The organism is Kitasatospora phosalacinea (assembly GCF_000717185.1).
GTDB lineage: Bacteria > Actinomycetota > Actinomycetes > Streptomycetales > Streptomycetaceae > Kitasatospora > Kitasatospora phosalacinea_A.
In genome coordinates, this window is the sequence record NZ_JNYE01000054.1 from 1 (window position 1) to 12364 (window position 12364).

Genomic DNA, 12364 nt, shown 5'->3' on the forward strand with positions numbered 1-12364 from the left:
GCGGGGGCCAGCCGGGGGCGGGCGGCGGCGGGGGCGCGGGCGGCGGCCAGGGCGGCGCGGCCGATCGCGCGGGCGGTCAGGGCGCGGTCGCCGACCTCGGCGGCGGCGCACTCGTCGGCCCAGCGCTCCAGGTGGTAGCCGAGGGCGGGGCGCAGCGGCCGCAGTGCGGGGTGGCAGACGGCGGCGTACTCGGCGGCGGCCAGCAGCAGGTGGTGGCGTCCGGTCAGGTGGGCGCGCTCGTGGGCGAGCAGGGCGGCGCGTTCGGGGCCGGTGAGGGCGGCGAGCATGCCGGTGGTGGCGACGATCCGGGGCGGGCGGCCGGGCAGGGCGTACGCGTCGGCCCGGTCGTCGGTGAGGACGGTCAGGGCGGGGACGGCCGGGCCGGGGCAGCGGACCAGGGCGCGCAGCCCGGCCGGGCCGTCGCCGGTGGCGGCGCGGGCGCGGCGCAGGTCGGCGTACTGGTGGCGGGCGGTGCGGGCGGCCGCCGCGGCGACGGCCGGCAGGGCGGTCGCGGCGAGGACGGCGGTGGGCGCCCACTCCGGGCCGGAGAGGCCGCCGGGGTGCCAGTGCGCGGGGGAGAGGTGGGCCGCCGCGGCGCCGAGGGGCAGGTGCAGCAGGCCGGTGCCGGCGAGCAGGGCCAGCGAGGCCAGGGTGGCGGCGCCGAGCGCGACGGCGGTGGCGGCCAGGGTGAGGGCGGCGGCGCGCGGGGCGAGCTGCCCGGCGAGCCGGCGGGCGAGCGGGGCGGCCGGCAGCGGCAGCAGCAGCGGCGCCCAGACGGCGATCGTCACGCCTGCTCCCCGAGCAGGCCGCGCAGCAGGCGCTCGTCCTCGTCGGAGAGGTCGGAGACGAAGCGGGCCAGGACGGTGGAGCGGTCGCGGCCGCGTTCGAGCTCGGTGCGCATCCGGCGGGCGGCGAGGCCGTCGGCGTCCTGGACGGTGGGGGTGTAGGCGAAGGCGCGGCCCGCCCTGGTGCGGGCGAGGGTGCCCTTCTCGTGCAGCCTGGCGAGGATGGTGGCGACCGTGGTGCGGGCGAGGTCGGCGGTGATGGCCGGCTGCACCTGCTGCGGGGTGAGCGGGCGGTCGGCGGCCCAGAGGGCGGCCAGGACCTGGGCCTCCAGCTCCCCCGCGGGGCGGCGGCCGGGCGGGCCCGCCGTGCCGTCCGCCGCGCCGTCCGCGCCGTCCGCCGTGCCGTCCGCCGCGCTGTCCGCGCCGTCCGCCGCGCCCTCGGTGCTGTCGTCCGTGCTGTCGTCCGTCATGTCGCGCGGACCTCCGGGTTTCGTCTACAGTCCTGTCGACGTCTACAGCACTGTAGACGTTGGGGCGCGCCCCCGTGCGGACGCCCCAACGTAACGGGAGGTCCGCCAGCCTTGCCCCTGACCCCGCTCCCCGGAGCCGCGAGCGAACCGATCGCCTCGCCCGTTCTGGTACACGTTGTCCCTGTGATCCCGAATGTTCATCCCCCCGCCCGCCCGCTCGCCTACGACGGCAGCGGCATCGACGGCGGCCTCTACACCCGGGTCACCGGGTGGGCCGAGTCCGCCCCGCACTGGCTCGACCAGCTCGTCAAGGAGTGGTCCGCGTTCGGCCTCGCGGTGTTCGCGCTGCTGATGGTGTGGGCCTGGTGGCGGGCCCGGGCCGCCGACTCGGCGGTGATGGCCCGGGTGCTGGCCGCGCCGCTGGTCGTGGTGGCCGCGTACCTGGTCAACTCGGTGCTGAAGTCGCTGGTGGAGGAGGTCCGGCCGTGCCAGCAGCTCCCCGCCACGGTGCCGCTGGAGGCCTGCCCGCCGCCCGGCGACTGGTCGTTCCCGAGCAACCACACGGTGGCCGCGTTCGCCGCCGCCACCGCGCTCTGGTACGCCGACCGCAGGCTCGGCTGGATCGCGCTGCTCGCCGCCGTGCTGATGGGCGCCTCCCGGGTCTGGGTCGGCGCGCACTACCCGCACGACGTGCTGGCCGCCGCACTGGTCGGCGTCCTGGTCGCGGCCCCGCTCGCGCTGCTGGCCGGACGGGCCGCGCCGTTGGTCGACCGGCTGCGCACCGGGCCGCTCGGCCCCGTGCTGGGGGCCGGAACGGCCTGAGCGGGCGGGGCCGACCGGCCTCTTGTGCGGCCGCGCCGGGCAGGGGGAGCATGTGAGCCGGGCAGGGGTGGACCCCCGCCCGGCTCGCTTTTTCCTGCAGCTCCGCGGAGGGACGCGCCATGCCGTACCGACTCGACGTCATCCAGGGGAACTGGCCCGCGGACGAGCTCGGGAAGGGGGTGGAGGGCCTGCTCGCGGACAGCACGGTGCTCAGCCTCGCCACCGCCGGGCACGAGCGCGGACCGCACGCCAACCTGGCCTTCTACGCGTTCGACGCCGACCTGGTGCTGTACTTCGTCAGCGAGCGCTCCACCCGGCACAGCCTGCACCTGGCCGAGGAGGCCAGGGCCGCCGCCACCGTCCACCTGCCGCCGCCCGCGTACGGCGAGCAGCTGCGCGGCATCCAGCTCACCGGCAGCGCGGGCGAGGCCTGGGGACGGCAGGCCGAGGCGGCGCTGGAGGCCTACCGCGGCCGCTACCCGGCGTTCGCCGCGGACCCCGAGGTGGCCGCCCAGTTCCTGGCGGGGCGGGGTGCGGCCGCGCTGTACCGCTTTCAGGTGGAGGAGCTGACCGCGGTGGACGAGCCGCGGTTCGGGCGGCGCGAGTACCTGCACGCGCGCGTCCTGCGCTGAGGCGCGTCCTGCGCTGAGGCGCGCCCGGGGTGTCGGCGGCGCCGGGGCGGCCAGGTTGTATGGACAACTCTTGCGGGCGGTTCACCTCCGCGACGGGAGTCCGACGACCGGCGGCCACCTCGGCGCCCCAGCCTGTCCGCATGAGAGTCATCGTCGTAGGAGCGGGCGTGCTGGGCACCATGCACGCCTGGCAGGCCGTCGAACGCGGCCACGAGGTCGTCCACCTGGAGCGCGAGGGCGAGGCCCGCGGCGCCTCCGTCCGCAACTTCGGCCTGGTCTGGGTCGGCGGACGGGCCGCCGGGCCGGAACTGGACGTCGCCCTGCGCGCCCGCGAACTCTGGGAGCGGATCGGCGCCCGCGTCCCCGCCCTGGGCTTCCGGCCCAACGGCTCCCTCACCCTGGCCCGCACCGCCGCCGAACTCGCCGTCGCCGAGGCCGCGCTGAAGCTCCCCGACGCCGGGGCCCGCGGCTACCGGCTGCTCGACCCCGACGAGGTCCGCGCCCTCAACCCCGCCCTGCGCGGCAGCTACCTGGCCGGACTGCACTGCGCCCGCGACGCCGCCGTCGAACCCCGCACCGCCCAGCCCGCCCTGCGCGCCGCCCTGGAGGCCACCGGCCGCTACGCCTTCCTGCCCGGCCGCGAAGTCCGCGACCTGGTCGGCGGCCGCGCCGTCCGCGACGACCACGGGCAGCTGCACGAGGGCGACCTCGTCCTGCTGTGCACCGGCGCCTGGCTCGGCGGGCTCGTCCGCGAACTCGCCCCCGACCTGCCGGTGCGCCGCGTCCGCCTCCAGATGATGCAGACCGACCCGCTCGGCGAGACCCTCACCACCTCCGTCGCCGACAGCGACTCCTTCCGCTACTACCCCGCCTACGCCGGCCCCGAACTGGACGCCCTGCGGGCCGGGCAGCCGCAGCCGCCGACCGCCGAGCAGCACCGGATCCAACTGCTCATGGTGCAGCGGCGGGACGGCGGACTCACCCTCGGCGACACCCACGAGTACGACCAGCCCTTCGGCTTCGACGTGGTCGAGGACCCGTACGACCACCTCGCCGACGTCGCCGCGGGCCTGCTCGGCCGCCCGCTGCCCCGCGTCCGCCGCCGCTGGTCCGGCGTCTACGCCCAGTGCACCGACCCGGCGCTGGTCGTCCACCGGCAGCAACTCGCCGACGCCGCCTGGCTGGTGACCGGGCCGGGCGGGCGCGGGATGACCTGCGCGCCCGCGATCGCGGTGGACACGGCGGACGCCGCGGGGCTGTGAGACGGCTGCGGCCCGCCAGGGGCACGAAGCAGCACGGGCCCTCCGGCGGGTCCGACCGGCAGCGGCCCGGCCCCGCCGTTCCCCGGGCCCCCGACGGGGCCCACGACGCATTCCACTTCCACTGATCACGAGGACGGACATGACCACGCACGAGGTGACCCTGGTGGTGCTCGACATGGCGGGCACCACCGTCGTCGACGACGGGCTGGTGGAGCTGGCCTTCGCCGCCGCCGCCCGCTCGCAGGGAGTGGAGACCGGGAGCCCGGAGCACGCCGGGATGCTGGCGCACGTCCGGGCCACCATGGGGGAGTCGAAGATCTCGGTCTTCCGGCACCTGTTCGGGGACGAGGACCGCGCGCAGCGAGCCAACGCGGCCTTCGAGGCGGCGTACGAGGAGCAGGTCGACCAGGGGCGCTGCGCGGCGCTGCCCGGGGCGGCCGGGGCGATCGCCGAACTGCGCGGGCAGGGACGGAAGGTGGTGCTGACCACCGGGTTCGCGCGCAGCACGCAGGACCGGATCCTGGACGCGCTCGGCTGGCGGGACGTCGCCGACCTGACGCTCTGCCCCGCCGACGCGGGCCGCGGCCGCCCCTACCCCGACCTGGCGCTCACCGCGCTGCTGCGCACCGGAACCGACTCGGTGCGGCAGGTCGCGGTGGCCGGGGACACCGGCTACGACATGCTCACCGGCGTCCGGGCCGGGGCCTCGGTGGTGGCCGGGGTGCTGACCGGTGCGCACGACGAGGCCCGGCTGCGGGCGGACGGCGCGACCCACGTGCTGGCCTCGGTCGCCGAGCTGCCCGGACTGCTGTCCGCCCGCTGACCGGGCCCGTCCTGCGGCCCCGGCGACGCCCCGGGGCCGCAGGGTACTGGTCCGTGCGGCTTTTGCGTGCTTATCTGATGGCATGTTGCGGTCACTGCGTTCGCTCGGAGTGCTCACCCTCGGCCTGACGCTGCTCACCGGCTGCGGCTCCTCCGGCAACGGCGGCAGCGCCCCGTCCGGCACCGCCGGGACGACCGGCGGCAGCGCCGAGCCCGGCAGCCCGTCGCCGAGCCCGTCACCGAGCCCGTCGCCGACCCCCAGCCCCACGCCGACGCCGAGCCCCACCCCGACGCCCGCGCCGAGCAGCGCCACCCCGACCACCGGCCCGAGCGACGCCCAGCTCGCCGGGCAGCGGATCGTCTACTCGTACCCCGGCACCGCCGTCCCCGACGCGCTGCTCCAGCGGGTGCGCCAGGGGCGGGTCGCCGGGGTGATCTTCTTCGCCGACAACGTCGGCACCGACGCGACCGCGCTGCGCACCGCCGTCACCCGGCTGCGCGAGGCCGAGCAGCAGAGCCCCAGCCCGCGCCCGCTGCTGCTGATGACCGACCAGGAGGGCGGGCTCGTCCGGCGGGTGCCCGGCGGACCGGTGCAGTCCGCCAAGGACGTCGGCCGCTCCGCCGACCCGGTCGCCGCCGCGACCCGCACCGGCGGCGAGGCCGCCGCCGCGCTCCAGAAGTACGGCCTGAACCTCAACCTCGCGCCCGTGCTGGACGTCTACCGCACCCCCGGCGACTTCGCCGACTCCGCGCAGCGCTCCTACAGCACCGACCCCGCCGTCGTCGGCAAGCTCGGCTCCGCCTTCCTCAAGGCCCAGCAGGGCGCCGGGGTCGCCGCCACCGTCAAGCACTTCCCCGGCTTGGGCAGCGCCCCCGCGGGCGCCAACACCGACGAGCGGCCCGTCACCCTGGACATCTCCCTGGACAAGCTGCGCAGCATCGACGAACGCCCCTACCGGGACGCGATCGCCGCGGGCACCGACCTGGTGATGTTCTCGTGGGCGGTCTACCCCGCGCTCGACCCGGGCACCCCCGCCGGGATGTCCGGCAAGATCGTCCGCGACGAACTCCGCGCCCGCTTCGGCTACGACGGCGTCACCATCACCGACGCGCTGGAGGCCAAGGCGCTCGACCCCGTCGGCGGCACCGCGAAGCGCGCCCTCGCCGTCGCCCACGCGGGCGTCGACCTGGTGCTCTGCTCCGGCCGCGACGTCGCCCAGGGCGACACCGCCGCGGCGGCGCTCACCTCGGCGCTGGCCTCCGGCGAGCTCGACCGGGCGGACTTCACCGCCTCCGCGAACCGGGTCGACGCGCTGCGCGCCTCGCTCAAGTAGCTTCCGGCGCAGGCGAGTCGGGGCCCCGGCTCAGACGTTCCCGCAGTTCGGCGAGCGCCCGGTCCTCCTCCCAGGGGGAGCGCCCCTCCGGGCGCAGCCGCACCGCCGCGTCCCTGCGGTGCTCGGGCCAGTCGGGGGCGGTGCCGGTGGCCTCCCAGTACAGGCCGGCCAGGCGGCGGCGGGCCGTCCGGGTGGGCGGCGGGTTGTGCGCCGGGTCGGGCCAGAACAGCAGGGCCAGCCGCCGGGCCGGGTCGCGGAAGCACTGCTCGAAGGCCCCGAGTTCCCAGAAGCTCAGCGATTCGTCCAGGTAGTTCCAGCGCCCGGCCTGCTCCGGGTGCTGGATCCGCTGGTACGCGTCCGCGAAGCGGCGCCGGAGCGCCAGGTCGGTCGGGTGGCTCGACAGCAGGCCGCGCAGCCGCAGCCGGGCCTGCCGGTGCTGGTTCGCCCGCAGCTCCGCCGCGACCTTCGCCAGGGTGGACTCCACGCTCATGCGCCGGATCGTCGCCGCCCGGCCGACGGGGCGTCAAGTGGGCGGGCGCACCGCCGCCGCGAGCAGGGACGGCGCCCCGGAGAGCACCGGGGCGGGCCGCAACGCCGAGCGGTGCGCCGGGAGTTCGGGCGCGCGGCCGTAGCCGGGCCCGCGGGGCGGGCCGGGGCGGGGTCAGTGGGCCGTTCCGGCCGGGGCGGCCGCCAGGTGGGCGGTGAGGAAGCGGGCGGCGCGGTCCAGGGCGGCGTCGGCCTCGTCGAGGCGGCCGAACTGCTGCTGGAAGACGTGCGGGACGCCGGACTCCACTTCGAGGGTGACCGTGACGTCCTGCTCGGCCGCGCGGGCGGCCAGCCGGAGCGCGTCGTCGAGGAGCAGCTCGTTCGTCCCGACCTGGACGAGGAGCGGGGGCAGCCCGGCGAGGTCGGCGAACAGCGGGCTGGCCAGGGGGTTCGCCCGGTCGCCGGTGCCCAGGTAGTGGTCGGCGTAGGCGCGGATGTCGGCCTCGGTGAAGATCGGGTCGGCCTCCTTCCGGGAGCGGTAGCTCGCCCCGGTGAGGGTGAGGTCGACCCAGGGGGAGAAGACCGCCGCGGCGGCGGGCAGCGGCAGCCCGGCGGCCCGGGCGGCGAGCAGGGTGGCGAGGACCAGGCCGCCACCGGCGGAGTCGCCGGCCAGGACGAGGCGCCGCGGGTCGGTGCCCGACTCCAGCAGTTCGCGGTAGGCCGCGAGCCCGTCGTCGAGGGCGGCGGGGAAGGGGTGCTCGGGGGCCAGCCGGTAGTCCGGCGAGAGTGCGCGCAGCCCGGCGCGGCGGGCCAGTTCGCCGACCAGCCCGGCGTGGGTGTCCGGCGAGCCCACCAGGTAGCCGCCGCCGTGCAGGTAGAGCAGTCGGCCGTGCTCGGAGGCGTCGGCGGGCTCCAGCTCCAGGGCCGGGCGGCCGCCCATGACGGTCCGGCGGACGGCCACGCCCTCCGGGGCGGGGCGGCCGACGGCGGCGGCGAACCCGGTGCGCTGCTCCTCGGGGGTGGGCGGGGTCGCGGGGCGGGGGGCGGAACGGAGCTGGGCGTCCAGGGCTTCGCGCTGCTGACGGGACACGGGGGCCTCCACGGGTCGGTGTGCGAGGATGGATTCCTAGGAATGCATCTGTCCGGTCCCAACCGTATTCCAGGGAAGATGATTCCTGGGAATCAATTGGAGCACATGTGAGCCACGTCACCCCGGCCTTCGTCGACCTGGTCCGCGTCGAGACCCGGCTCTACGGCGCGGTGAACGCCCGCCTGCGCGCCGAACAGGGCCTCGGGCTCGGCCAGTTCGAGTTCCTGGAGATCATCGACCGGGTGCCCGAGTGCCGCGTCCTCGACCTCGTCGCCGAAGTCGCGATCACGGTGGGCGCCGTCAGCAAGGCGGTCGACCGGCTGGTGGAGGCGGGCTGGTGCCGACGGGTCGCGCACCCCGGGGACCGCCGCTCCTCGCTGCTCCGGCTCACGCCCGAGGGCGAGGCCCGACTGGCCGCGGCCCGCCCCGTCGTCGAGGCCGAACTCGCCGCCCTGACCGCGTCGGTGCCCCCCGAGGACCTGGCCCGCCTCGCCGCGACCCTGGCCACCCTCCGGGCCGACCTCGAAGCGGCGCAAGGGAGTTGAGCGCGCCGCGGGGCGGCGTCAGGGCGCGGGGCGGAAGTTGAGCAGCACCACGCCGACGATCACCAGCGCGATCCCGCACCACTGCGGGCGGCCCAGCGGCTCGCCGAAGAAGCGGGCGCCGATCGCCGCGACGGCCGCCGTGCCCGCGCCCGACCAGACCGCGTACGCGACCGACACCGGGATGTGCCGCAGGGCCCGGCCCAGCAGGGCGAAGGACAGCACGTAGCCGACCGCGACGGCCAGGCTCGGCCATGGCCGGGAGAAGCCGTCGGTGAGCTTGAGCAGGCTGGTCGCGCAGACCTCGGCGGCGATCGCCAGGGCCAGCAGGGCGTACGGCATCAGGGTGCGGTGAGCGCGGCGAGCAGGGGGAGGTCCGCGCGCTCCAGGCTGTCCAGCACGGTGGTGCCCGCGGCGGCCGGGATCGGGACGGCGGACGGCACCGCCAGCACCGGGCAGCCCGCGGCGCGGGCCGAGGCCACGCCGGTCGGGGTGTCCTCCACGGCCACGCACGCCGCCGGGGCCAGGCCCAGGCGGGCGGCGGCGGCCAGGTACGGGTCCGGGGCGGGCTTGGTGCGGGGGGTGTCCTCGGCGGCGAGGGTGGTGGCGAACCGGTGCGGGCCCAGGGCGTCCAGGACGAGGTCCACCACCCGGCGCGGGGACGCCGAGACCAGGGCGGTCGGGACGTCCGCGGCGCGCAGCGCGGCGAGCAGCGCCAGGGCGCCGGGGCGCGGGACGATCTGCGCCCCGACCTTCGCGGCGAAGGACTCGTTCAGGTGCGCCACCAGGTCGGCCTCGGGGCGCGGGGTGCGGCTGCTGCGGTGCAGGTGGGCGGCGGTGTGCTCGACGGCCCGGCCCAGGACGTCCGGGAGGTCCGCGTCGGTGAGGGCCAGGCCGAGTTCGGCGGCGAGTTCGGCCGCGGCCTGCCACCACAGGTGCTCGGTGTCGACCAGGGTGCCGTCCATGTCGAAGAGGACGGCGGCGGGGCGGGGTGCAGGCATGGCGGTACCTTACGGGGGTTTTCGGGCGTTCCGGGCGGGTGGACGGGCGGTGCAACTGACCGGCGGTGGGCGGGTTCCGGCTCGGCTCCTTCCGCTGCGCGCAGTTCCCCGCGCCCCTGGCGGGGCGGGGAGGTGGGGGATGGTACGTCCATTGGTGGGATGGCTGGTTGGAGGGCGGGGAAGTCACTTGGCGGGTAGTTCGGGGGGATCAGGGCTGCGGGGTGGGGGCCCGGTCGACGAGGACGGGGCGGTCGGGGAGGGTCAGGGCGGCGGGGGAGCCGAGGGGGAGGGCGGCGGCGGCCTCGGTGGGGAGGTCGGACTTGACCTCGGTGCCGTCGGGGAGGCGGACGGTGAGGCGGGTGACGGCGCCGAGGAAGGCGGCGGCGACGACCAGGGCGGGGCCCTCCGCGGCGGGGGCGAGCCGGACGTGCTCGGGGCGGACCAGGACGTGCAGCGGGCCGTCGGCGGGGAGGGCGCCGTCCACGGGGTGGCGGCGGCCGAGGACCTCGACGCCGCCGTCGGCGGTGCGGGTGCACGGGAGGCGGCTCATCGTGCCGACGAACTCGGCGACGAACGCGGTGGTCGGTCGGGAGTACAACTCCGAAGGGGCGGCGCACTGTTCGAGGCGCCCGGCACGCAGGACCGCGACCCGGTCGGCCATCGAGAGGGCCTCCTCCTGGTCGTGGGTGACGAACAGGGTGGTGATGCCGAGCTCCTGCTGCAGGCGGCGGATCTCCTCGCGCAGCGCGAGCCGGACCTTCGCGTCGAGCGCGGAGAGCGGCTCGTCCAGCAGCAGGACGCGCGGCTGCAGGGCCAGCGCGCGGGCCAGCGCGATGCGCTGCTGCTGGCCGCCGGAGAGCTGGTGCGGGTAGTGCGCGGCGCGCTGCGGCAGGCCGACGAGTTCCAGCAACTCCTGGGCGCGGCGCAGCCGTTCGGCCTTGCCGACGCCGCGCATCCGCAGGCCGAAGGCGACGTTGTCGGCGGCGGTCAGGTGCGGGAAGAGGCTGTAGGACTGGAATACCATGCCGGCGTCGCGGCGGTGCGCGGGGACGCGGGTGATGTCCTCGCCGTCGACCAGCACCTCGCCGGAGTCGTGGGTCTCGAACCCGGCGAGGATCCGCAGTGCGGTGGTCTTGCCGCAGCCGGACGGGCCGAGCAGGGCGAGCAGTTCGCCGGGCCGGACGGTCAGGTCGAGGCCGTCCAGGGCGGTGGTGGCGCCGAACTGCCGCCGCAGCGAACGGAATTCGACGGTGGCGCTGGTGCTGGGGGCGGTGTCCCCGGCGAGGGGGAGGGTGGCGGTGCTCATGGGTGGCGGTCTCCGGGAGGGCTCAGGAGGTGGCGGTGGTCCGGTGGCGGCGCTCGCGGCCGGCCGCGGCCAGCAGGAGCAGCAGCACCCAGGTGATCAGCAGGCTGAGCACGGACACCGCGACGGACATCTGGCCCCGGCTGTTGCCGACCGAGTAGATCCACACGGCGAAGGGCTGGTAGCCGAGGATCGAGGCGGTGGTGAACTCGCCCAGCACCAGGGCCAGGGTGAGGAACGCGGCGCTCAGCAGCGCGCCGCGCAGGTTCGGCACGACCACCGACAGCACGGCCCGCGGCCACCCCGCACCGCAGTTGCGGGCGGCCTCGACCAGGGTGCGCACGTCCACGGCGCGCAGCCCCGAGTCCAGCGCGCGGTGGGCGAGCGGCAGGGCCATCAGGACGTACGCGACGACCAGGACGAGCGGGAACCCCGGCTGCTGGACGAACACGAAGGTCTGGAAGAACGGCGTGTCCATCAGGTGGTCGGGGCCCCAGCGCAGCACGCCGATCAGCCCGGCGGTCAGCGCGACCGGCGGTACCACCAGCGGCAGGGTGCAGACCACTTCGAGCACCGGGCGCAGCCGCGACGCGCCGATCCGGACCGCGATCATCGCGGGCACCAGCAGGAGCAGCAGCACCACGACGGTGACGGCGGCGAGCTCCAGGGTCAGCACCAGGCTGTCGGTGAAGCCCGGGGCGGAGAGCAGGCCGGTGTAGGCGTCGAAGGAGATCCCGTCGACGTCGTCGATCGAGAACCAGACCGAGGCGGCCATCGGGACGAGGAAGTACAGGCCGGCCAGCAGCAGGACCGCGCCGCGCCAGACCCGCAGGCGGGAGATCAGCTGAGCCATCGGGCGCTCCGGCGCTGGAGGGGCAGGTGGACGGCCATCACCAGGGCGGCGACCAGGATCATGTCGAGGCTGAGCGCCAGCGCCAGGTTGCCCTGGCCGACCAGCACGTTGCCGGACAGCGCGTCGGCGATCTGCCGGCTGATCAGCGGGACGGTCGCGCCGACCATGGCGGCGGCGGTGGCGTACGCGGCGAACGCCGAGCCGAACAGCAGCACGAAGCCGCCGAGCAGCGAGGGGAACAGGACCGGCAGCGCGACGTACCGCCAGTACTGCAGGGCGGTGGCCCGGTTGTTGCGGGCGGCCTCGCGCCACTGCAGGCGCAGGCCCTCCAGGGCGGGGGTGATGGTCAGCACCATCAGCGGCACCAGGAAGTACAGGTAGGTGACGGTCAGGCCGGTGAAGCTGTACAGCGACCAGCCGTGGTCGGTCAGGTGGAACAGCTCGGTGAGCTCGCCCGCGTTGCCGAGCGTCGCGACGAAGGCGAACGCCAGCGGCAGGCCGCCGAAGTTGGCCAGCACGCCGGAGGCGGTCAGCACCGCCTCGCGCAGCAGCCGGAACCGGGAGGTCAGCACCGCCTGGGCGAGCGGGACGCCGAGCACGGTGCCGATCAGCGCGGTCAGCGCGGACAGCTTCAGGCTGGAGAACAGCGCCGTCCGGTACGCGCCCTGCACCGAGTCGGTCAGGTTGGCGGTGGTGAACGAGCCCGCGCCGGTCTCCGCGTCGCCGGAGACGGTGAACGCGCCGGTGAGGATCGCGACGGCGGGCAGGCCGAAGCCGACCAGGAAGAAGGCCAGCAGCGGCACGGTGGCCAGCCAGGCGCCGCCGCGCGGGCGGCGCTTCGCGCGGGGCGGGGCGGCGGGGGAGGCGGTGCCGGGGGCGGGGGCGGTACCGGGGGCGCCCGGGCCGCCGCCGGGGTCAGCGGCGGCCGGGGCCGGCACCGGGGTGGGGGCCGTGGTCATGTC

Annotated in this window: 16 protein-coding genes; 7 read left to right on the forward strand and 9 right to left on the reverse strand. The window is 76.5% G+C overall.

Annotated features, from left to right (window positions below; genetic code table 11):
* Positions 1 to 788 (reverse strand): M56 family metallopeptidase (locus OO57_RS22535; RefSeq protein ID WP_033254415.1); only part of this gene is annotated, 788 nt, incomplete at its 3' end.
* On the reverse strand, positions 785 to 1255 hold the full coding sequence (locus tag OO57_RS22540) for a BlaI/MecI/CopY family transcriptional regulator (protein ID WP_033254416.1): 471 nt from the start codon (positions 1253 to 1255) through the stop codon (positions 785 to 787). The genes OO57_RS22540 and OO57_RS22535, both read right to left, overlap by 4 nt.
* 183 nt (positions 1256 to 1438) lie before the next feature.
* Here OO57_RS22540 and OO57_RS22545 point away from each other — a divergent pair, with 183 nt between their 5' ends.
* The 5 genes from OO57_RS22545 to OO57_RS22565 all read left to right on the forward strand — a co-directional run bounded on the left by OO57_RS22545 (position 1439) and on the right by OO57_RS22565 (position 6127).
* A complete protein-coding gene (locus OO57_RS22545; RefSeq protein ID WP_033254417.1) occupies positions 1439 to 2077 on the forward strand; it encodes a phosphatase PAP2 family protein in 639 nt (212 codons plus the stop codon).
* Positions 2078 to 2196: 119 nt separating this feature from the next.
* Positions 2197 to 2709 carry a pyridoxamine 5'-phosphate oxidase family protein gene (locus tag OO57_RS39695; RefSeq protein WP_051778097.1) on the forward strand — a complete coding sequence of 171 codons (513 nt, stop codon included), beginning with the start codon at positions 2197 to 2199 and terminating at the stop codon, positions 2707 to 2709.
* A gap of 140 nt (positions 2710 to 2849) precedes the next feature.
* A complete protein-coding gene (locus OO57_RS22555) occupies positions 2850 to 3971 on the forward strand; it encodes a TIGR03364 family FAD-dependent oxidoreductase (RefSeq protein WP_033254418.1) in 1122 nt (373 codons plus the stop codon).
* A 139-nt stretch (positions 3972 to 4110) separates the two neighbouring features.
* Positions 4111 to 4794 (forward strand): phosphonatase-like hydrolase, encoded by a 684-nt coding sequence (locus OO57_RS22560; protein WP_033254419.1) that lies wholly within the window; start codon positions 4111 to 4113, stop codon positions 4792 to 4794.
* Between the two features lie 82 nt (positions 4795 to 4876).
* Positions 4877 to 6127, forward strand: coding sequence for a glycoside hydrolase family 3 N-terminal domain-containing protein (locus tag OO57_RS22565; RefSeq protein ID WP_033254420.1), 1251 nt, complete (start codon positions 4877 to 4879; stop codon positions 6125 to 6127).
* On the opposite strand, the gene OO57_RS39700 is transcribed toward OO57_RS22565, so the two are convergent.
* The gene (locus tag OO57_RS39700; RefSeq protein WP_051778098.1) at positions 6120 to 6617 is read right to left on the reverse strand and encodes a DUF6584 family protein; all 498 of its coding nucleotides are present in this window, start codon (positions 6615 to 6617) and stop codon (positions 6120 to 6122) included. The genes OO57_RS22565 and OO57_RS39700 overlap by 8 nt on opposite strands.
* Between OO57_RS39700 and OO57_RS44035 the strand changes: the two genes are divergently transcribed.
* On the forward strand, positions 6601 to 6759 hold the full coding sequence (locus OO57_RS44035; protein WP_158715191.1) for a hypothetical protein: 159 nt from the start codon (positions 6601 to 6603) through the stop codon (positions 6757 to 6759). The genes OO57_RS39700 and OO57_RS44035 overlap by 17 nt on opposite strands.
* A 29-nt stretch (positions 6760 to 6788) precedes the next feature.
* Here OO57_RS44035 and OO57_RS22575 read toward each other — a convergent pair whose 3' ends face one another.
* Positions 6789 to 7703 carry an alpha/beta hydrolase gene (locus OO57_RS22575; RefSeq protein ID WP_033254421.1) on the reverse strand — a complete coding sequence of 305 codons (915 nt, stop codon included), beginning with the start codon at positions 7701 to 7703 and terminating at the stop codon, positions 6789 to 6791.
* 107 nt (positions 7704 to 7810) lie between these two features.
* On the opposite strand from OO57_RS22575, the gene OO57_RS22580 reads away from it, so the two are divergent.
* On the forward strand, positions 7811 to 8248 hold the full coding sequence (locus OO57_RS22580) for a MarR family winged helix-turn-helix transcriptional regulator (RefSeq protein ID WP_033254422.1): 438 nt from the start codon (positions 7811 to 7813) through the stop codon (positions 8246 to 8248).
* Between the two features lie 18 nt (positions 8249 to 8266).
* On the opposite strand, the gene OO57_RS22585 is transcribed toward OO57_RS22580, so the two are convergent.
* From OO57_RS22585 to OO57_RS22605, 5 genes are all read right to left on the reverse strand, one after another.
* Positions 8267 to 8587: a DMT family transporter gene (locus tag OO57_RS22585; protein WP_033254423.1), complete on the reverse strand. Its 321-nt coding sequence runs from the start codon at positions 8585 to 8587 to the stop codon at positions 8267 to 8269.
* Positions 8587 to 9246, reverse strand: a complete 660-nt coding sequence (locus tag OO57_RS22590) for an HAD family hydrolase (RefSeq protein WP_033254424.1) — start codon at positions 9244 to 9246, stop codon at positions 8587 to 8589. The genes OO57_RS22585 and OO57_RS22590 overlap by 1 nt, the downstream gene beginning before the upstream one ends.
* A gap of 208 nt (positions 9247 to 9454) precedes the next feature.
* Complete coding sequence (locus OO57_RS22595; RefSeq protein WP_033254425.1) at positions 9455 to 10552, reverse strand: ABC transporter ATP-binding protein; 1098 nt, start codon at positions 10550 to 10552, stop codon at positions 9455 to 9457.
* Between the two features lie 22 nt (positions 10553 to 10574).
* Positions 10575 to 11402 carry an ABC transporter permease gene (locus OO57_RS22600; RefSeq protein WP_199811305.1) on the reverse strand — a complete coding sequence of 276 codons (828 nt, stop codon included), beginning with the start codon at positions 11400 to 11402 and terminating at the stop codon, positions 10575 to 10577.
* Entirely contained in the window at positions 11390 to 12361 is a 972-nt protein-coding gene (locus OO57_RS22605) for an ABC transporter permease (RefSeq protein WP_033254426.1), read from the reverse strand. The genes OO57_RS22600 and OO57_RS22605 overlap by 13 nt, the downstream gene beginning before the upstream one ends.
* Positions 12362 to 12364: the final 3 nt, after the last annotated feature.